The sequence below is a fragment of the Erwinia sp. JH02 genome (assembly GCF_013074405.1).
Taxonomy (GTDB): Bacteria; Pseudomonadota; Gammaproteobacteria; order Enterobacterales; family Enterobacteriaceae; genus Erwinia; species Erwinia rhapontici.
Genome location: NZ_JABANZ010000002.1, coordinates 54,920 through 75,296, shown reverse-complemented (window position 1 = coordinate 75,296; position 20,377 = coordinate 54,920). Strand labels below are relative to the sequence as shown.

General features: G+C 53.3%; 20 protein-coding genes. 19 read left to right on the top strand and 1 reads right to left on the bottom strand.

Annotated features, from left to right (window positions below):
• Positions 1-28: 28 nt before the first annotated feature.
• The 4 genes from HHI26_RS04945 to nei are packed head-to-tail and all read left to right on the top strand — an operon-like array spanning position 29 to position 3,202.
• Entirely contained in the window at positions 29-757 is a 729-nt protein-coding gene (locus HHI26_RS04945; RefSeq protein WP_133845526.1) for a DUF969 domain-containing protein, read from the top strand.
• On the top strand, positions 757-1,746 hold the full coding sequence (locus tag HHI26_RS04940) for a DUF979 domain-containing protein (RefSeq protein WP_159337432.1): 990 nt from the start codon (positions 757-759) through the stop codon (positions 1,744-1,746). The genes HHI26_RS04945 and HHI26_RS04940 overlap by 1 nt, the downstream gene beginning before the upstream one ends.
• 6 nt (positions 1,747-1,752) lie before the next feature.
• Positions 1,753-2,394, top strand: coding sequence for a pyroglutamyl-peptidase I (gene pcp / locus HHI26_RS04935; RefSeq protein WP_133845522.1), 642 nt, complete (start codon positions 1,753-1,755; stop codon positions 2,392-2,394).
• A gap of 16 nt (positions 2,395-2,410) precedes the next feature.
• A complete protein-coding gene (nei, locus tag HHI26_RS04930; RefSeq protein ID WP_133845520.1) occupies positions 2,411-3,202 on the top strand; it encodes an endonuclease VIII in 792 nt (263 codons plus the stop codon).
• 69 nt (positions 3,203-3,271) lie between these two features.
• Here the strand turns inward: nei and HHI26_RS04925 are convergent, their stop codons facing one another.
• Positions 3,272-4,555: a citrate synthase gene (locus tag HHI26_RS04925; RefSeq protein ID WP_133845518.1), complete on the bottom strand. Its 1,284-nt coding sequence runs from the start codon at positions 4,553-4,555 to the stop codon at positions 3,272-3,274.
• A gap of 633 nt (positions 4,556-5,188) precedes the next feature.
• Between HHI26_RS04925 and sdhC the strand changes: the two genes are divergently transcribed.
• The 15 genes from sdhC (at position 5,189) to tolR (ending at position 20,370) form a co-directional block, all read left to right on the top strand.
• The gene (gene sdhC, locus HHI26_RS04920; protein WP_133845516.1) at positions 5,189-5,578 is read left to right on the top strand and encodes a succinate dehydrogenase cytochrome b556 subunit; all 390 of its coding nucleotides are present in this window, start codon (positions 5,189-5,191) and stop codon (positions 5,576-5,578) included.
• Complete coding sequence (sdhD, locus tag HHI26_RS04915; RefSeq protein WP_133845514.1) at positions 5,572-5,919, top strand: succinate dehydrogenase membrane anchor subunit; 348 nt, start codon at positions 5,572-5,574, stop codon at positions 5,917-5,919. Before sdhC ends, sdhD begins: the two co-directional genes overlap by 7 nt.
• The gene (sdhA, locus tag HHI26_RS04910; RefSeq protein ID WP_133845512.1) at positions 5,919-7,685 is read left to right on the top strand and encodes a succinate dehydrogenase flavoprotein subunit; all 1,767 of its coding nucleotides are present in this window, start codon (positions 5,919-5,921) and stop codon (positions 7,683-7,685) included. Before sdhD ends, sdhA begins: the two co-directional genes overlap by 1 nt.
• 17 nt (positions 7,686-7,702) lie before the next feature.
• Entirely contained in the window at positions 7,703-8,419 is a 717-nt protein-coding gene (locus HHI26_RS04905) for a succinate dehydrogenase iron-sulfur subunit (RefSeq protein ID WP_133845510.1), read from the top strand.
• Between the two features lie 232 nt (positions 8,420-8,651).
• Positions 8,652-11,459 carry a 2-oxoglutarate dehydrogenase E1 component gene (sucA, locus tag HHI26_RS04900; RefSeq protein ID WP_133845508.1) on the top strand — a complete coding sequence of 936 codons (2,808 nt, stop codon included), beginning with the start codon at positions 8,652-8,654 and terminating at the stop codon, positions 11,457-11,459.
• Between the two features lie 13 nt (positions 11,460-11,472).
• The gene (odhB, locus tag HHI26_RS04895; protein WP_133845506.1) at positions 11,473-12,696 is read left to right on the top strand and encodes a 2-oxoglutarate dehydrogenase complex dihydrolipoyllysine-residue succinyltransferase; all 1,224 of its coding nucleotides are present in this window, start codon (positions 11,473-11,475) and stop codon (positions 12,694-12,696) included.
• 94 nt (positions 12,697-12,790) lie between these two features.
• Complete coding sequence (gene sucC, locus HHI26_RS04890) at positions 12,791-13,957, top strand: ADP-forming succinate--CoA ligase subunit beta (protein ID WP_062748462.1); 1,167 nt, start codon at positions 12,791-12,793, stop codon at positions 13,955-13,957.
• Complete coding sequence (gene sucD / locus HHI26_RS04885) at positions 13,957-14,829, top strand: succinate--CoA ligase subunit alpha (protein WP_062748464.1); 873 nt, start codon at positions 13,957-13,959, stop codon at positions 14,827-14,829. Before sucC ends, sucD begins: the two co-directional genes overlap by 1 nt.
• Before the next feature lie 616 nt (positions 14,830-15,445).
• Complete coding sequence (gene cydA / locus HHI26_RS04880) at positions 15,446-17,014, top strand: cytochrome ubiquinol oxidase subunit I (protein ID WP_133845504.1); 1,569 nt, start codon at positions 15,446-15,448, stop codon at positions 17,012-17,014.
• Positions 17,015-17,029: 15 nt separating this feature from the next.
• Positions 17,030-18,169 (top strand): cytochrome d ubiquinol oxidase subunit II, encoded by a 1,140-nt coding sequence (gene cydB / locus HHI26_RS04875; protein WP_133845502.1) that lies wholly within the window; start codon positions 17,030-17,032, stop codon positions 18,167-18,169.
• A 15-nt stretch (positions 18,170-18,184) separates the two neighbouring features.
• Positions 18,185-18,298, top strand: coding sequence for a cytochrome bd-I oxidase subunit CydX (cydX, locus tag HHI26_RS04870; RefSeq protein WP_133845500.1), 114 nt, complete (start codon positions 18,185-18,187; stop codon positions 18,296-18,298).
• Positions 18,298-18,591: a cyd operon protein YbgE gene (gene ybgE / locus HHI26_RS04865; RefSeq protein WP_133845498.1), complete on the top strand. Its 294-nt coding sequence runs from the start codon at positions 18,298-18,300 to the stop codon at positions 18,589-18,591. The genes cydX and ybgE overlap by 1 nt, the downstream gene beginning before the upstream one ends.
• A gap of 249 nt (positions 18,592-18,840) precedes the next feature.
• On the top strand, positions 18,841-19,245 hold the full coding sequence (gene ybgC / locus HHI26_RS04860; RefSeq protein WP_133845496.1) for a tol-pal system-associated acyl-CoA thioesterase: 405 nt from the start codon (positions 18,841-18,843) through the stop codon (positions 19,243-19,245).
• Between the two features lie 5 nt (positions 19,246-19,250).
• Positions 19,251-19,928 (top strand): Tol-Pal system protein TolQ, encoded by a 678-nt coding sequence (tolQ, locus tag HHI26_RS04855; RefSeq protein ID WP_171148735.1) that lies wholly within the window; start codon positions 19,251-19,253, stop codon positions 19,926-19,928.
• A gap of 13 nt (positions 19,929-19,941) precedes the next feature.
• Complete coding sequence (tolR, locus tag HHI26_RS04850) at positions 19,942-20,370, top strand: colicin uptake protein TolR (protein WP_062748479.1); 429 nt, start codon at positions 19,942-19,944, stop codon at positions 20,368-20,370.
• Positions 20,371-20,377 lie beyond the last annotated feature (7 nt).

The window sequence follows — 20,377 nt, the reverse complement described above, 5'->3', positions numbered from 1 at the left end:
GGCGTTTTTTTCTGTTTCAGGAGTCAATATGGACGCTGCTGTTAATCTCTGGCCCCTTGCGGGGATAGCCGCCATCGTGGTGGGTTTTCTCTTACGGTTCAACCCGGTCATTGTGGTGGTGGTTGCCGGGCTGATCACGGGTCTGGCGGCACAGATGCCGATCGCCGATATTCTGGAAAAACTGGGTGCCGGGTTCCTTAATACCCGTAATTTACCGTTTATTCTGTTACTTCCTCTGGCAATCATCGGTTTGTTGGAGCGCAACGGTTTGAAAGAGCGTGCCCAGGCATGGATTGCGCGCATTCGAAGCGCCACGGCGGGCAGATTGATGATTGTGTATCTGTTTGCACGTGAAATTACCGCAGCGCTGGGGCTGACCAGCCTCGGCGGACATCCCCAAATGGTGCGTCCACTGCTGGCACCGATGGCGGAAGGTGCCGCTGAGAGCCGTTATGGCGAACTGCCTCCGGCGGTGCGCTACCGGCTTCGTGCTATGGCCGCCGCCACCGATAATGTCGGGCTGTTCTTTGGTGAGGATATTTTTGTCGCCTTTGGCGCGATTATCTTTATGCATAACTTTATGCAGGAGTCCGCGGGGATCCAGACCGAACCGCTGCATATTGCCCTGTGGGGGATCCCTACCGCGCTTTGTGCGTTTTTAATTCATGCAGTACGGTTGCATCGCCTCGATAAAACGCTGGCGAACGAGTTGAGTAAGCTGAATGCCAGTGCGCTGCAACAGAAGGGGGGACGCTAATGTTCCAGCAAAATTATCTGTACTGGCTGGCGGGCAGCATCCTGCTGGTGGTGGCGCTGATGTCGTGGCGTGATAAAACCAATCCCCGCCGACTGACGACCGGGTTGTTTTGGGCGTTGTATGGCCTGGTGTTCTTTGTGGGGGAATGGGCCACGGATCTGGTGGGGGCGCGTGCTCTGCATATCAGTATTGGCGTGGGGGTTGTCGTGATGGCGCTGATTGCCGGTCTGGGGGGCGTTAAGCTCGGCAGTTACTCACAGCGTACCCCGGAACAGCGTATTGAACGGGCAGAGCGCCTGGGGAACCGCCTGTTTATGCCTGCACTGATCATCCCGGTGGTCACCGTGATTGGGGTTCTGATGTTCAACAATATTCCTGGTCTGCAACAGACGGTCTTCGGGGCCGGGAATCATGCCACACTGGTTACGTTGTTCTCGATGTCGGTTGGCTGTCTGCTGGCATGGTTGCTGGCACTGAGGATGACGCGGGAATCCCCGGCACAGTCCTTACAGGAGGCCCGGCGTCTGCTGGACTCGATTGGCTGGGCATTTATCTTGCCGCAGATCCTGGCGACGTTAGGGCTGCTGTTCACCAGTGCGGGCGTGGGAACGGCAATTTCCCATCTGACCGAAAGTTACCTCGCCGTGGATAATCGCTTTATTGCGGTGGTGCTGTATGCGGGCGGTATGGCGTTGCTGACCATGGTGATGGGCAATGCCTTTGCGGCTTTCCCGATTGTGACGGCGGGCATCGGTATTCCCATTCTGGTGCTGCAACATCATGGTAATCCGGCCGTCATGGCGGCAATTGGGATGTTCTGTGGTTACTGCGGCACGCTGATGACGCCGATGGCAGCAAACTTCAATATTGTGCCCGCCAGACTGCTGGAGTTGCCTGACCGTAACGCAGTGATCAAGGCACAGATTCCGACGGGCGTGCTACTGTTAATAGCCAATATCTTCCTGTTGTATTTCCTGATGTTTTTGTGAGGAACGATGAAAACGGTACTGATTACGGGCATTGAGCCCTTTGATGGCGAGCTGTTAAACCCCTCATGGGAGGCGGTAAATCAGCTTAACGATCGCTTGATTGGTAATACCAAAGTTGTCTCCCGGCAGCTACCCTGTGTGTTTGGTGCGGCGGTTGATGAGATAACCCGTCTGATCGATGAGCTTAAACCTGAATTGGTGATTGCGGTTGGGCAGGCGGGTGGGCGGGCTGATATCAGTATTGAGCGCGTAGCAATTAATGTGATCGATGCACGCATCCCTGATAATGCCGGTGTGCAGCCGGTTGACGAACCTATCGAACCGCAGGGACCCGCAGCCTATTTTTCCACGCTACCCGTGAAAGCGATGGTGGCGGGTATCCGTGAAGCGGGGATACCTGTCTCGGTATCGCAGACTGCCGGAACCTATGTCTGTAACGCAATAATGTATGGCTTGCTGCACCATCTGCGGCGGCGCAAAACGCGCGGTGGTTTTATCCATATCCCATATCTGCCGGAGCAGGCCGTCAAGCATCCCGGCGTCCCTAGCATGTCGCAGGCTTCCGTGGTGCTGGCGCTGGAAATGGCGATCAGTATTGCCTTGACGGTTGAAGACGATATCCGCCTCGAAGGCGGCGCAACCCATTAATTCAGAGTGAGGATCTATGCCTGAGGGCCCGGAAATTCGCCGAGCGGCGGATCAACTGGAAAAGGCAATACAAGGCAAGGTGTTGACCGATGTCTGGTTCGCATATCCGGCACTGCAAACGTATCAGCAGGCGCTGATCGGCGAACGTGTTGTCTCGATAGAAACCCGTGGGAAAGCCTTGTTGACCCATTTTTCCAATGGCCTGACGTTGTACAGCCATAATCAGTTGTACGGCGTCTGGCGGGTGGTGAAAACCGGCAGTCTACCGGAAGGAAAACGCATTCTGCGTGTTCGTCTGGCCGCGGCAGACAAGACGCTGCTGCTGTTCAGCGCATCGGAGATTGCGCTGCTGGATGCTGACGGGGTGGCCAGTCATCCCTTCCTGTTAAAGATCGGACCGGATGTCCTTGATATGTCGCTGACTGAAGAGACGGTGCGTGAGCGGCTGTTATCGCCGCGTTTTCGCCGCCGTCAGTTTAGCGGCCTGCTGCTGGATCAGGCTTTCCTGGCCGGGCTGGGTAATTATCTGCGCGTGGAGATACTCTGGCAGGCGCAGTTGGCCGCACACCATAAAGCAGAATCGTTAAACAAAGCCCAGCTTGATGCGCTGGTCGCCGCATTACTGGCAGTACCGCGTCTCTCTTATCAGACTCGCGGACAGGTGGATGAGAACCATCATCATGGTGCATTGTTTCGTTTTAAGGTATTTCACCGGGCAGGGCAGGCGTGTGAGCGCTGTGGCGGGATGATTGAGCGTACGATGCTGTCATCGCGGCCGTTTTACTGGTGTGCGGGATGCCAGAAATAAATCAGGGCGAGGCATGCCTCGCCCCAACGGGTCATATCTGCAGGAGTCGGGCATGCCCGACCCGGAAGATTATTTCTTGATGTTTGACGAGAAATCACGCTGATCGTAGCCAGTGTACAACTGGCGTGGACGGGCGATTTTTACACCATCGTCATGCATTTCTTTCCAGTGTGCAATCCAGCCCACGGTACGTGCCATCGCAAAGATAACCGTAAACATGGAAGACGGAATGCCCATTGCTTTCAGAATGATGCCTGAATAGAAGTCGACGTTTGGATAGAGTTTACGCTCAATGAAGTACGGGTCGTTCAGCGCAATGTGTTCCAGCTCCATCGCCACTTCCAGCAGGTCATCTTTCATGCCCAGCTCTTTCAACACTTCATGGCAGGTTTCACGCATCACGGTGGCACGCGGATCGTAGTTCTTGTAAACGCGGTGGCCGAAGCCCATCAGACGGAACGAATCGTTTTTGTCTTTCGCGCGGCGCAGGAACTCAGGAATGTGCTCAACGGTGCTGATCTCTTCCAGCATGCGCAGACAGGCTTCGTTGGCACCACCGTGCGCCGGTCCCCAAAGGGAGGCGATACCTGCAGCGATACAGGCAAACGGGTTGGCGCCAGACGAACCGGCGGTACGCACGGTAGAGGTTGATGCGTTCTGCTCATGATCGGCGTGCAGGATCAGAATGCGGTCCATGGCGCGTTCCAGCACCGGGTTCACCACATATTCTTCACACGGCGTAGAAAACATCATGTGCAGGAAGTTGCCGGCATAGGACAAGTCGTTGCGCGGATAGGCAAACGGCTGACCGATGGAATATTTGTAACACATTGCCGCCATGGTTGGCATTTTAGACAGCAGACGGAACGCAGCGATTTCACGATGGCGCTCAATGTTGACGTCCATAGCATCATGATAAAATGCCGCCAGCGCACCGGTAACACCACACATGACTGCCATCGGATGTGAGTCACGGCGGAAGCCACGGAACAGATGGTGAATCTGCTCATGCAGCATTGTATGGCGCGTCACAGTGAGTTTGAATTCTTCAAACTCTTTCTCGGTTGGTGGTTCACCATTCAGCAGGATGTAACACACTTCCAGGTAGTTTGAGTGCAGCGCTAACTGGTCAATCGGGAAACCACGGTGCAGCAGAATGCCTTCATCACCGTCGATATAGGTAATTTTAGATTCGCAGGATGCAGTAGAAGTAAAGCCGGGGTCAAAGGTGAAATACCCTTTGGAACCCAGATTCCGGACATCGATTTCTTCCTGACCCAACGTACCTTTCAGTACATCGAGCACGATAGGATCTTCGCCATCCAGGGTTAGTGTTGCTTTTTTATCAGCCATTTACAGTCTCCTTAGCGCCGTATTTTAGGGATCTTTATCACCAGGAAAGTCATATTCCCCAGCCTTGTGTCTGGCGCAGAAGGTCATCATCTCTGTGGCATCTTTTTGCGTGCAGGGTACAGAGTGACGGGCGCGTGCTGGCCGGGATGACATATTACTGATGCGTAGCATGGTTGTATAAAGACCCGGTTTGGTAATGACTTACGTTATTGTCAAAACCTGATGCTTTATGGGTAATCCCAACCAATGTTACATAACTTGTGCTTAGGGGAAAGTGTATCCCCATAACTTTTGTGCATCATAGAACTTTTATTCGTCCGTTTGTAACAAGAATGTTGAACTTTTGTCAAATCAGATAATTAAAATTGTATCAATTATGAAAACCGTGAGAGTGATCACTGTTCCGCTGAAATGTTCCCAAAGAGTTTGTAGGGGAATTGTAATGAGAATGTGATCCACCTATACTGCCGCCAGGTCTCCGGATTTCCCCTGCAGTAGGAGCCACCCAGCGTTTCATACGCGTCGTTTTTGACACTGGACGTTGTAGTTTTGGTGCCTGGCGCGAATGGTCAACTTAGATAACGCTGTCTGACCCCCCTTCAGGACCGGAGGAAGCAAAATAAGAAAAGCTGTGTGGGCAAAACCGTGAAAAAACAAAGACCTGTCAACTTGGATCTCACTACGATCCGGTTTCCCTTAACCGCAATTGCGTCCATTCTCCACCGCGTGTCCGGCGTGATCACCTTTGTGTCGATCGGGATTCTGCTCTGGTTACTGGGTCTGTCTCTCTCTTCTCCCGAAGGCTTCCTTCAGGCTTCTGCCGTCATGGATAGCTTTATTGCCAAATTCATCATGTGGGGCATCTTAACCGCACTGGCGTACCATATCGCTGGCGGCATTCGCCATATGATGATGGACTTTGGTTTCCTCGGTGAAACCTTAGAAACGGGTAAGTTTTCCGCGCAAATTGCATTCGGTATCACTGTCGTGCTCTCAATCCTGGCTGGAGTCCTCGTATGGTAAGCAATGCTTCTGCACTGGGTCGCAACGGCATTCATGACTGGTTGCTGCTGCGTGCTGCCGCCATGGTTATGACCCTCTATGTGCTGTATATCCTCGGCTTTATCGTGATGTCAGGGACCCTGACCTATGACATCTGGCGTGGTTTTTTTGCCTCAAACTTCACGAAAGTCTTCACCCTTCTGACGCTGTTCTCCATTCTGGTGCATGGCTGGATTGGGATGTGGCAGGTACTGACTGACTACATTAAACCACTGGCGCTGCGCATGATGCTGCAACTGGTGATTGTGGTAGCCCTGTTGGTGTATGCAATTTATGGAACCGTTGTTGTGTGGGGTGCGTGATGAGTTTGCCAGTCAGAGAATTTGATGCCGTGGTTATCGGCGCAGGCGGTGCAGGTATGCGCGCCGCCTTACAGATTTCCCAATCGGGCCAGACCTGTGCTCTGTTGTCCAAAGTTTTCCCAACCCGTTCTCATACCGTTTCTGCGCAAGGCGGTATTACCGTTGCGCTGGGTAATACCCATGAAGACAACTGGGAATGGCACATGTATGACACGGTCAAAGGTTCCGACTATATCGGTGACCAGGACGCGATTGAATATATGTGTAAAACCGGTCCGGAAGCGATTCTTGAGCTGGAACATATGGGCCTGCCATTCTCCCGTCTGGATGATGGTCGTATTTATCAGCGTCCGTTTGGTGGCCAGTCGAAAAACTTCGGCGGTGAGCAGGCGGCACGAACGGCTGCAGCCGCTGACCGTACCGGCCACGCATTGTTGCATACGCTGTATCAGCAGAACCTAAAAAACCACACCACTATCTTTTCCGAATGGTATGCGTTGGATCTGGTGAAAAACGCCGATGGCGCGATTGTCGGCTGTACTGCGCTGAACATTGAAGATGGTGAAGTGGTGTACTTCAAAGCGCGTGCCACCGTGCTGGCGACCGGCGGTGCCGGACGTATTTACCAGTCTACAACCAATGCGCATATCAACACCGGTGACGGCGTCGGTATGGCATTGCGTGCCGGTGTACCAGTGCAGGATATGGAAATGTGGCAGTTCCACCCGACCGGTATTGCGGGTGCGGGCGTGCTGGTGACCGAAGGTTGCCGTGGTGAAGGCGGATATCTGCTGAATAAACACGGCGAACGCTTTATGGAGCGTTACGCGCCAAATGCGAAAGACCTGGCGGGTCGTGACGTGGTAGCACGTTCTATCATGATCGAAATCCGTGAAGGTCGTGGCTGTGACGGTCCGTGGGGTCCACACGCTAAGCTGAAGCTGGACCACCTGGGTAAAGAGGTGCTGGAAGCGCGTTTGCCGGGCATCCTTGAGCTGTCGCGGACCTTTGCGCACGTTGATCCGGTGAAAGAACCGATCCCGGTCATCCCAACCTGCCACTATATGATGGGGGGGATTCCAACGCGTGTGAGCGGTCAGGCACTGACGGTGAACGAGAAAGGTGAAGATGTTCTGGTTCCGGGCCTGTTTGCGGTGGGTGAAATTGCCTGCGTATCCGTCCACGGGGCTAACCGTCTTGGCGGCAACTCGCTGCTCGATCTGGTGGTGTTTGGCCGTGCTGCTGGTGTGCATCTGCAGGAATCCATTGCCGAGCAGGGTGAGCTGCGCGAAGCCACGGAAGAAGAAATTGACGCTTCTCTGGCCCGACTGAACCGCTGGAATAACAACGTCACGGGTGAAGATCCGGCAGATCTGCGTAAAGCCTTGCAGGCCTGTATGCAGAATAACTTCTCGGTCTTCCGTGAAGGTGATGCGATGGCGCGGGGTCTGGAAGAGTTGAAAGTGTTGCGCGAGCGTCTGAAGAATGCCCGTCTGGATGACCGTTCCAGCGATTTCAACACCCAGCGTGTTGAGTGCCTGGAGCTGGATAACCTGATGGAGACGGCCTACGCCACAGCGGTGTCAGCCAACTATCGTACGGAAAGCCGTGGGGCACATAGCCGCTTCGACTATCCTGAACGTGACGATGCAAACTGGTTATGTCACAGCGTGTATCTGCCGCTGACTGAAAGCATGACGCGCCGTGAAGTGAACATGCAGCCGAAACTGCGTGCGGCCTTCCCGCCGAAAGCACGTACATACTAGTTTGCGGAGATAACACCATGAGACTCGAATTTTCCATCTATCGTTACAATCCGGATGTCGATGATGCTCCGCGTATGCAGGAATACACGCTGGAGTCAGAAGACGGCCGTGACATGATGTTGCTGGACGCGCTGATGCGTCTGAAAGAGAAAGACCCGACGTTAGCGTTTCGCCGCTCGTGCCGTGAAGGGGTGTGTGGCTCTGACGGTCTCAATATGAACGGTAAAAATGGCCTTGCCTGCATTACCCCCGTTTCTGCGCTGGGTAATGGTAAACAGAAAATTGTGATCCGCCCGCTGCCCGGTTTACCGGTGATCCGCGATTTGGTGGTGGACATGGGGCAATTCTATGCTCAGTATGAGAAGATTAAGCCTTACCTGTTGAATAATGGGCAAAAACCACCAGCAAGGGAACATCTTCAGGAGCCGGAACAGCGTGAAAAACTGGATGGTCTGTACGAATGTATTCTTTGCGCCTGTTGCTCGACCTCATGCCCGTCATTCTGGTGGAACCCGGACAAATTTATCGGTCCGGCAGGTTTGCTGGCGGCATACCGTTTCCTGATTGATAGCCGTGACACCGAAACCGATGCGCGTCTTGATAATCTGAACGATGCTTTCAGTGTATTCCGCTGTCACAGTATCATGAACTGTGTGAGCGTATGTCCTAAAGGGCTAAACCCAACGCGTGCCATCGGCCATATTAAGTCGATGCTGTTGCAGCGGGGCGCTTAACACTGACGTACCGGGAGCCTGCGGGTTCCCGGTGTTTTACCAGGTCATCTTTGTAAGGTGTTTTCGGCAGAGTGAAGTTGCCGGAAACCCTTTGCAAAGGTTCCCTTACGGGCCGGTCGCTCGTATCGAAGAACCGTACCACGGTAAGCCGTTAACGCGGCGCGGGACTTGCAAAGGTTCCATTAACCAACCACGGCGAAAAAAAAAGCACAAATATGCTTAAGGGATCACAATGCAGAACAGCGCGATGAAACCCTGGCTGGACTCCTCCTGGCTGGCCGGCGCGAACCAGTCCTACATAGAGCAGCTCTATGAGGACTTTTTAACCGATCCTGACTCTGTCGATGTGGCCTGGAAGTCTCTTTTCCAGCAGCTTCCTGGAACTGGGGTTAGACCTGAGCAATTTCACTCCACCACCCGCGAGTATTTCCGCCGTCTGGCGAAAGATGCTTCGCGCTATACCGCCTCCGTCAGCGATCCTGAAACCAATGCTAAACAGGTTAAGGTACTGCAACTGATCAACGCCTTCCGTTTCCGCGGACATCAGCAAGCAAACCTCGACCCGTTAGGCCTGTGGAAGCAGGAAGCTGTACCGGATCTCGACCCAGCCTACCATGGTCTGAGCGAAGCCGATTTCCAGGAAAGTTTCAATGTCGGTTCCTTTGCCATTGGTAAAGAGACACTGAAGCTGGCGGATCTGTTTGCGGCGCTGCAGCAAACCTATTGCGGTTCGATCGGTGCGGAATATATGCACATGACCAACACCGAAGAAAAACGCTGGATCCAACAGCGTCTGGAATCGGTGGTGGGGCAGGCATCTTACTCTGTTGAAGAGAAAAAGGGCTTCCTCAAGCAGCTGACTGCAGCAGAAGGTCTGGAGCGCTATCTGGGCGCGAAATTCCCTGGTGCTAAACGCTTCTCACTGGAAGGCGGTGACGCGCTGGTGCCGATGCTGAATGAGATGATTCGTCATGCCGGTAAGAGCGGTACGCGCGAAGTGGTGCTGGGTATGGCACACCGCGGCCGTCTGAACGTGCTGATCAACGTGCTGGGCAAAAAGCCACAGGACCTGTTCGACGAATTCTCTGGTAAGCATAAAGAGCATCTTGGCACGGGTGACGTGAAGTACCATATGGGCTTCTCATCGGATGTGGAAACTGAAGGCGGCATGGTTCACCTGGCGCTGGCGTTTAACCCATCACATCTCGAGATTGTCAGCCCGGTGGTCATGGGATCTGTCCGCGCCCGTCTTGACCGTCTTGATGAACCTGCCAGCAACAAAGTCTTACCTATCACTATTCACGGTGATGCTGCCGTTATCGGGCAGGGCGTGGTGCAGGAAACCCTGAACATGTCGCAGGCCCGGGGTTACGAAGTGGGCGGTACAGTACGTATCGTGATCAACAACCAGATTGGTTTCACCACCTCAAACCCTAAAGATGCACGTTCAACTCAGTACTGTACCGATATTGGTAAAATGGTGCTGGCCCCGATCTTCCACGTCAACGCGGATGACCCGGAAGCGGTTGCCTTTGTCACCCGTCTGGCGTTGGATTTCCGTAACACCTTTAAACGCGACGTGTTTATTGATCTGGTCTGTTATCGCCGTCATGGTCATAACGAAGCTGATGAGCCAAGCGCCACGCAGCCTGTGATGTACCAGAAGATCAAGAAACATCCGACGCCGCGTAAACTCTATGCTGACAAGTTGGAAGCCGAAAAGGTCGCCAGCCTGGAAGATGCCACGGAAATGGTCAACCTGTACCGTGATGCTCTGGATGCAGGTGAGTGCGTGGTACCGGAATGGCGCCCAATGAGCCTCCACTCTTTCACCTGGTCGCCGTATCTAAACCATGACTGGGATGAAGGCTACCCGGAATCTATCGAACTGAAGCGTTTGCAGGCACTGGCAAAACGCATCAGCACGGTACCGGAATCTGTCGAAATGCAGTCCCGTGTGGCCAAGATTTACAACGATCGCGCTGAAATGGCGGCCGGAAATAAGCCGTTCGACTGGGGCGCAGCAGAAAACCTCGCGTACGCCACGCTGGTGGATGAAGGCATTCCATGCCGTCTTTCCGGCGAGGATATGGGGCGCGGTACGTTCTTCCATCGTCATGCGGTTATCCATAACCAGGCGAATGGGTCGACCTACACTCCGTTACAGCATGTGCATAACGGGCAGGGCATCTTCAAAGTATGGGACTCCGTGCTGTCAGAAGAAGCCGTGCTGGCGTTTGAATATGGCTATGCCACCGCAGAACCGCGCACCCTGACCATCTGGGAAGCACAGTTCGGTGACTTCGCTAACGGGGCGCAGGTCGTGATTGACCAGTTCATCAGCTCCGGCGAGCAGAAGTGGGGCCGTATGTGTGGCCTGGTGATGCTTCTGCCACATGGCTATGAAGGTCAGGGCCCTGAGCACTCCTCTGCGCGCCTGGAGCGTTACCTGCAACTTTGTGCAGAGCAGAACATGCAGGTTTGCGTGCCGTCTACACCTGCGCAGGTTTACCACATGCTGCGTCGTCAGGCGCTGCGCGGTATGCGCCGTCCGCTGGTGGTGATGTCACCGAAGTCATTGTTACGTCATCCGCAGGCGGTATCTTCACTGGAAGAGTTGGCCAGCGGTGCGTTCCTGCCTGCCATTGGTGAAATCGACGATCTCGACCCTAAAGGCGTCAAACGTGTCGTGCTGTGTTCCGGTAAGGTGTATTACGACCTGCTGGATAAACGTCGTAAGAATGAGCAAACCGACGTTGCTATCGTGCGTATTGAGCAGCTTTATCCGTTCCCGCACAAAGCGGTGCAGGATGTGTTGCAGCAGTATTCTCATGTGCATGATTTTGTCTGGTGTCAGGAAGAACCACTGAACCAGGGTGCCTGGTATTGCAGCCAGCATCACTTCCGCGAAGTCGTGCCGTTTGGGGCTTCATTACGTTATGCCGGTCGCCCTGCATCTGCATCTCCGGCAGTTGGCTATATGTCCGTTCACCAGCAGCAGCAGCAAGATCTGGTTAATGACGCGCTGAACGTTGAATAATTAAGGAAATAGAATGAGTAGCGTAGATATCGTTGTTCCTGACCTGCCTGAATCCGTGGCAGATGCCACCGTGGCAACCTGGCACAAAAAACCGGGCGACAGCGTCAAACGTGACGAAGTGCTGGTAGAAATTGAAACAGACAAAGTGATTCTGGAAGTGCCTGCCTCGGCGGATGGCGTACTGGAAGCTATCCTCGAAGATGAAGGCGCCACCGTGGTGTCTCGTCAGGCGCTGGGTCGCTTGAAAGAAGGTAATAGCGGCGGCAAAGAAACCTCTGCCAAAGCCGAAGCCAAAGAGGCGACCCCTGCGCAGCGCGCAACGGCCTCACTTGAAGAAGAGAGCAACGATGCGCTCAGCCCGGCGATTCGCCGTCTGATTGCCGAGCACAGCCTTGACGCTGCCGCAATCAAAGGCAGCGGCGTGGGTGGTCGTATCACCCGTGAAGATGTGGAAAAACATCTGGCAAATGCTCCGGCGAAAGCTGCTGAAGCGAAAGCGGCACCTGCTGCTACCGCACCGGCTGCTTCTCTGGGCAACCGCAGCGAGAAGCGTGTGCCAATGACGCGCCTGCGCAAGCGTGTGGCTGAACGCCTGCTGGAAGCGAAAAACAGCACGGCAATGCTGACCACGTTCAACGAAGTCAACATGCAGCCCATCATGGCACTGCGTAAGCAGTATGGTGATGCCTTCGAAAAACGTCACGGTGTGCGTCTGGGCTTTATGTCCTTCTACATTAAAGCCGTTGTTGAAGCCTTGAAACGCTACCCGGAAGTGAATGCGTCCATCGATGGTGAAGAAGTGGTGTATCACAACTACTTCGACGTCAGCATTGCGGTTTCCACACCGCGCGGCCTGGTGACTCCGGTGCTGAAAGATGTTGATGCTTTGAGCATGGCTGACATTGAGAAGAAAATTAAAGAGCTGGCAGTGAAAGGACGCGACGGTAAGTTGACTGTTGACGAACTGACTGGCGGTAACTTCACCATTACTAACGGTGGTGTTTTCGGTTCCCTGATGTCTACCCCGATTATCAACCCGCCGCAGAGCGCGATCCTGGGTATGCATGCCATTAAAGATCGCCCAATGGCGGTGAATGGCCAGGTCGTTATCCAGCCAATGATGTATCTGGCACTCTCTTACGATCACCGTCTGATCGATGGCCGCGAATCAGTGGGCTATCTGGTGGCGATCAAAGAGCTGCTGGAAGATCCGGCGCGTCTGCTGCTGGATGTCTAAACCCCTGGGGTACGGCAGTATATTGTCGTACCCAACCCTATGTGTAGCCGCTTCTGGCGGCTAAGTCTTTTCAGACCTGAATGGATAGAACATCATGAACTTACACGAATATCAGGCAAAACAGTTGTTTGCACGGTATGGTTTACCGGCACCAACCGGTTATGCCTGCACCACGCCACGCGAAGCAGAAGAAGCCGCCTCTAAGATTGGTGCCGGCCCGTGGGTAGTGAAATGTCAGGTTCATGCCGGTGGCCGCGGTAAAGCGGGCGGTGTGAAAGTGGTTAACAGTAAAGAAGAGATCCGCGCTTTCGCTGAAAACTGGCTGGGTAAACGTCTGGTGACCTACCAGACTGACGCACATGGCCAGCCGGTTAACCAGATTCTGGTGGAATCCGCGACCGATATCGACCAGGAACTGTACCTGGGCGCAGTCGTTGACCGTGGCACCCGTCGCGTGGTGTTTATGGCGTCAACCGAAGGCGGCGTGGAAATTGAGAAAGTGGCGGAAGAAACCCCGCACCTGATTCACAAAATGGCGCTGGATCCCCTCACCGGGCCACAGCCTTACCAGGGTCGTGAGCTGGCGTTTAAACTAGGTCTGACTGGTAAGCAGGTTGGTCAGTTCACCAAGATCTTTATGGGTCTGGCAACGCTGTTCCTGGAGCGTGATCTGGCGCTGGTTGAGATCAACCCGTTAGTGATCACCAAGCAGGGCGACCTGGTTTGCCTGGACGGCAAGCTGACGGCTGACGGCAATGCTTTGTTCCGCCAGCCAGAGCTGCGCGAAATGCGCGACCCAAGCCAGGAAGACTCCCGCGAAGCACATGCAGCGCAGTGGGAACTGAACTACGTGGCGCTGGAAGGTAACATCGGTTGTATGGTCAACGGTGCGGGTCTGGCGATGGGTACGATGGACATCGTGAAACTGAGCGGTGGCCAGCCTGCTAACTTCCTTGATGTTGGCGGCGGTGCGACCAAAGAGCGCGTGACCGAAGCCTTTAAAATCATCCTGTCAGATGACGCGGTTAAAGCGGTCTTTGTTAACATCTTCGGCGGTATCGTTCGCTGCGACCTGATTGCTGACGGCATTATCGGGGCGGTGGAAGAAGTGGGTGTAAACGTGCCGGTGGTGGTGCGTCTGGAAGGGAACAATGCCGAGCTGGGTGCCAAAAAACTGGCAGACAGCGGCCTGAATATTATTGCAGCAACCAGCCTGAGCGATGCGGCGCACCGTGTTGTTGCCGCAGCGGAGGGTAAATAATGTCTATTCTGATTGATAAAAACACCAAAGTTATCTGCCAGGGCTTCACCGGTGGTCAGGGGACTTTCCACTCCGAACAGGCGCTAGCCTATGGTACTCAGCTGGTCGGCGGTGTAACGCCAGGTAAAGGCGGCACTGAGCATCTGGGTCTTCCGGTATTTAACACCGTGCGCGAAGCGGTAGAAGCAACAGGTGCGACAGCATCCGTGATTTACGTACCGGCTCCGTTCTGCAAAGACGGTATCCTGGAAGCGATTGAAGCGGGCATTAAGCTGATCATCACCATCACTGAAGGCATCCCAACGCTGGATATGCTGACCGTGAAAGTGAAGCTGGATGAAGCCGGTGTGCGTATGATCGGTCCAAACTGCCCGGGTGTTATTACCCCGGGAGCCTGTAAGATCGGCATCATGCCTGGCCATATTCACCAGCCAGGCCGCATTGGCATCGTGTCCCGTTCCGGTACGCTGACCTATGAAGCCGTGAAGCAGACGACAGATATTGGTTACGGCCAGTCTACCTGCGTCGGTATCGGTGGTGACCCGATCCCAGGCTCTAACTTCATCGATATCCTGAAGCTGTTCCAGGATGACCCACAGACCGAAGCCATCGTCATGATTGGTGAAATCGGCGGTAGCGCAGAAGAAGAAGCTGCTGCGTTTATCAAAGAGTACGTGACTAAACCGGTAGTGGGTTACATCGCCGGTGTGACGGCGCCTAAGGGCAAACGTATGGGGCACGCAGGGGCTATCATCGCAGGCGGTAAAGGCACAGCAGACGAGAAGTTTGCAGCGCTGGAAGCAGCAGGCGTGAAAACCGTGCGTAGCCTGGCTGATATCGGCGAGGCCGTAAAAGCGGTACTGCCACAGTAATACGCTTGTTTACTGCAATACAGGCCACCTGAGGGTGGCCTTTTTTATGGTTGTCTGCCACACTTTTTACTGTTAGTGATTAACGTTAAATTATTATTAAAGCTCTCAGATGTAATTTAACGTTAAATTGCCACTCCATTGTTTTTATATTTTAACCTTCCCCCTGTAATCGCATACAAACCTTTAACAAACAAACCTTGCTACCACAATATATGAGATCTCAATCTTAATTTAGATCAAGAAAAGCAGACTTATTTATTGGGTATATTACTGGAGTCTTTGTGCGTTTTTGGTTTAAATTGCGCTACATCAAATTCAGGTTGTTTCCGCTATCTCATTAAAAGTTGATACAGCCTGCTAAAAATAATACTGTCGTCACAAAACCACTTTAAAGCTGTGTGTATAAAGGCGTATTATGGAAGCCGGGATGTCTTTCTGGATCTTCTAAGGTTGTTACTAACCCTTTTAGCCCTATGGCTGGGATGATTCCCTGTGTCAGGAGACACTTTACGGGATTACGTTTTCTTTTTTATTTATTGGGATGTCTCCAGGTAATTCTGAGTAATTTACTCGGGTATTCTTCTGTCGGAACCCACTTGCGGAGCAAGGAGTCAGAATGTTTGATATTGTCGAACTGTCGCGATTACAGTTTGCTTTGACTGCTATGTACCATTTTCTGTTTGTGCCTTTAACGCTAGGTATGGCGTTTTTACTGGCCATTATGGAAACGGTATATGTGTTGTCGGGTAAACAAATCTACAAAGATATGACCAAGTTTTGGGGCAAGTTATTTGGTATTAACTTTGCCCTGGGTGTTGCAACCGGGCTTACGATGGAGTTTCAGTTCGGCACTAACTGGTCTTATTACTCGCACTATGTGGGTGATATCTTCGGTGCCCCGCTGGCCATTGAAGGCCTGATGGCATTCTTCCTTGAGTCGACATTTGTCGGGCTGTTCTTCTTCGGCTGGGATCGCCTGGGCAAAGTACAGCACATGGCCGTGACCTGGCTGGTGGCTCTCGGTTCCAACCTCTCCGCATTGTGGATTCTGGTGGCAAACGGCTGGATGCAGAATCCAGTGGCCTCTGAGTTTAACTTCGAAACGATGCGTATGGAGATGGTCAGCTTCTCCGAACTGGTATTAAACCCGGTAGCACAGGTGAAATTCGTGCACACCGTGGCAGCCGGTTATACCTGTGGTGCGATGTTTATTCTGGGTATCAGTGCTTACTACTTGCTGCGCGGCCGTGATATCGCTTTTGCCAAACGTTCATTCGCGATTGCTGCCAGCTTTGGTATGGCCGCTATCCTGTCTGTTATCGTACTGGGTGATGAATCGGGCTATGAAATTGGTGATGTGCAGAAAACCAAGCTTGCCGCGATAGAAGCCGAGTGGGAAACGCAGCCAGCGCCGGCCGCCTTTACACTGTTCGGTATCCCCGATCAGGAAGCACAGAAGAATAACTATGCTATTCAGATCCCCTGGGCGCTCGGCCTGATCGCGACCCGTTCCGTCGACAAACAGGTCACCGGTTTGAAAGAGTTGATGGAGCAGCATGAAGTGCGCATCCGTAACGGGATGAAGGCTTACCAGCTGCTGCAGGAACTACGTACCGGCAACCAGGACCCAGCCGTGCGTACTGCATTCAATGCGGCCAAACAGGATCTGGGCTATGGCTTGCTGTTAAAACGCTATACAGCGAACGTTGCGGATGCCAGCGAAGCTCAGATCCAGCAGGCAACGAAAGATTCGATTCCCAGCGTTGCTCCACTCTACTTCTCCTTCCGCATCATGGTCGCCTGTGGCGTGTTGATGTTACTGATTATCGGGCTGTCATTCTGGACCGTTATTCGTAATCGCATTGGTAAATGCCCACTCCTGCTGAAATGCGCGCTGTACGGCATTCCGCTGCCGTGGATTGCGATTGAATCTGGCTGGTTTGTTGCGGAATATGGCCGTCAACCCTGGGCGATTGGTGAAGTGCTGCCCACCGCTGTAGCGAACTCATCACTGACTGTAGGCGATCTACTGTTCTCGATGGGGCTGATTTGTGGTCTGTATACGCTGTTCCTGGTGGCTGAAATGTACCTGATGTTCAAGTTTGCCCGCCTGGGTCCTAGCAGCCTGAAAACCGGACGCTATCACTATGAGCAGTCCAGCATCGCCTCGCAGCCGGCACGCTAAGACAGGAGTCCATACATGTTAACTTATGAAGAATTGCGCTTTCTCTGGTGGTTGCTGATTGGTATTTTGCTGATCGGTTTTGCAGTCGCTGACGGTTTTGATATGGGCGTTGGCATGCTGACCCGCATCCTGGGGCGTTCTGATACTGAACGCCGTATTATGATCAACAGTATCGCCCCACACTGGGACGGTAACCAGGTCTGGTTGATCACGGCTGGTGGTGCATTGTTTGCTGCCTGGCCGATGGTTTATGCCGCTGCGTTTTCCGGTTTTTATGTGGCGATGATCCTGGTGCTGGCCTCATTATTCTTCCGTCCGGTCGGGTTTGACTACCGCTCCAAGATTGAAGATATGCGCTGGCGCGGGATGTGGGACTGGGGGATTTTCATCGGCAGCTTTGTCCCGCCGCTGGTCATTGGTGTCGCCTTTGGTAACCTCTTACAAGGTGTACCTTTCCACATCGACAACGATTTGCGCCTGTTCTATACCGGCAACTTCTTCCAACTGCTGAATCCGTTTGGTCTGCTGGCGGGGATTGTCAGTCTGACGATGATCCTGACCCAGGGTGCAACGTATTTGCAGATGCGCACCGTCGGTGAATTGCATCTGCGTACCCGTAAAGCCGCGCAGATTTCTGCTGCCGTGATGATGGTCTGCTTCGCGCTGGCGGGTGTCTGGGTGGTGTACGGCATTGATGGTTATGTGGTGACCTCGGCACTCGATCATAACGGTGCGTCTAATCCACTGGTGAAAGAAGTCAGCCGTCAGGCGGGTGCCTGGATGGTGAACTTCAATAATGCGCCGATTCTCTGGGCCATTCCGGTGCTGGGCGTGGTACTGCCGTTACTGACTATCCTCTTCTCGCGTATTGAGAAAGGGGCCTGGGCGTTCCTGTTTTCTTCACTGACGCTGGCCTGTGTCATTCTGACGGCCGGTATTGCGATGTTCCCGTTCGTTATGCCATCCAGTACCGTACCGAATGTGAGCCTGACCATGTGGGATGCTACGTCGACGGTATTGACACTCAACGTCATGACCGTGGTAGCGGCTATCTTTGTGCCAATTATCCTGGCTTACACAACCTGGTGTTACTACAAAATGTTCGGCCGTGTGACCAAAGAACAGATTGAAAATAACAGTAATTCTCTCTACTAAAGAAGGAGCGACATCATGTGGTATTTTGCCTGGATTCTTGGCACGCTGCTGGCCTGTGCCTTCGGTATCATTACCGCTCTGGCGCTGGAACAAGCTGAAGCGTCAGCCGCGAGTAAAGAGGAACTGTGATGGGGGAGGGCATCGCTCGTCTCTATCAACTGATGGACAAGGGCCCGCTGAGGGCGCTTTCCCTGGTGGCCGCGTTACTGCTGGCGGGGTGTATGTTCTGGAACCCATCGCGCTTTGCCGCGAACAGCAGTGAGCTGGCTATCTGGCAGGGGCTGTTGCTGATGTGGGCGGTCTGCACGGGCGTAATTCACGGTGTGGGGTTCCGCCCGCATCGTCTACGCTGGCGCGGATTTTTCTCTCCACTTCCTGCCTTGTTAGTTGCCATGAGTGGCGTTGTTTTTTTCTTCCTCTGATCGTGCAGAGGGACAGATTCATCTGTCCCTCTGTTTTCCTCTTTGTCCCTCGCCATAATAAATGTCGCTGAAGCTATTTTTAGCTGCGTTTATGTCAATATTTGTCTAACAAATGTCCTGAAATTAGTGAAGTTGTTACGCAGGGATAATTATTTTCGTCAGCCTCTGGCAACCCATTCCCAACAGGTTAGCTCTTGCGTATAGTAGCAACGTTTTCCTGTACCAACGTTAGCATTACCGGGATGTAGAGTGAGTACAACGCTGTTTCGATGGCCGGTGCGTGTCTATTACGAAGATACCGATGCCGGTGGTGTGGTTTACCACGCCAGCTATGTCGCTTTTTATGAACGGGCACGGACTGAAATGCTGCGCCAGCGCCATTTCAATCAACAGGTTCTGCTGGAACAGCAGGTGGCCTTTGTCGTGCGTCGTATCACGGTTGATTACCTTGCAGCTGCACGCCTCGACGATATGCTCGATGTGCAAAGCGAGGTTATTGGCATGACCAGAACGACCATGACATTCGCACAACGCATCGTTAATGCAGAAGGCCGTGTGCTCAATGAAGCAGAGGTCCTGATCGCCTGCATCAATCCACATCTAATGAAGCCGATAGCGCTTCCCAAGTCTATTGTCGCGGAGTTCAAGCAGTGACTGACATGAACATTCTTGATTTGTTCCTGAAGGCGAGCCTTCTGGTCAAACTTATCATGTTGATATTGATCGGATTTTCTATCGCCTCCTGGGCTGTAATCATTCAGCGTACCCGTATTTTGAATGCGGCCACGCGTGATGCAGATGCCTTCGAAGATAAGTTTTGGTCCGGTATCGAACTGTCTCGTCTCTATCAGGAAAGCCAGGCCCGTCGCGATGAGCTGGGCGGTTCTGAGCAGATTTTCTATGCGGGTTTTAAAGAGTTTGCCCGTCTGCATCGTGCTAACAACCATGCGCCGGAAGCGGTCGTGGAGGGGGCGACGCGTGCCATGCGTATTTCCATGAACCGTGAACTGGAAGCGCTGGAAAACCATATACCTTTCCTGGGTACCGTAGGTTCCATCAGCCCTTATATTGGTCTGTTTGGTACGGTATGGGGGATTATGCATGCCTTCATCGCGCTGGGCGCGGTGAAACAGGCCACCTTACAGATGGTGGCACCGGGTATTGCTGAAGCACTGATTGCAACTGCAATTGGTCTGTTTGCGGCCATCCCTGCGGTCATGGCTTACAACCGCCTGACGCAGCGTGTGAACAAACTTGAGCAGAACTACGACAACTTTATGGAAGAGTTCACGGCTATCCTGCATCGTCAGGCGTTCTCTAGCGACGTAAGCAAGTAAGTCGGAGGTTAGCATGGCCAGAAGGCGTGGTCGCGGTCGCCGCGACGTCAAGTCCGAGATCAATATTGTTCCGTTGCTGGACGTGCTGCTGGTGCTGTTGCTGATTTTCATGGCAACGGCGCCGATCATCACTCAAAGCGTGGAAGTTGATCTCCCGGACGCTACAGATTCTAAAACCGTCTCCAGCGATGATAATCCTCCTGTGATTGTTGAAGTCGCGGGTGTCGGGCAGTACAGCCTGGTGGTCGATCACGATCGGATGGAGCAGTTGCCAGCGGAACAAGTGGTGGCCGAAGCGCAGCGCCGCATTACGGCTAACCCGAAAACGGTGTTCCTGATTGGCGGGGCCAAAGAGGTTCCTTACGAGGAAATCATCAAGGCGCTGAACTTGCTGCATCAGGCAGGCGTGAAGTCTGTCGGATTAATGACGCAGCCGATTTAATTCATTC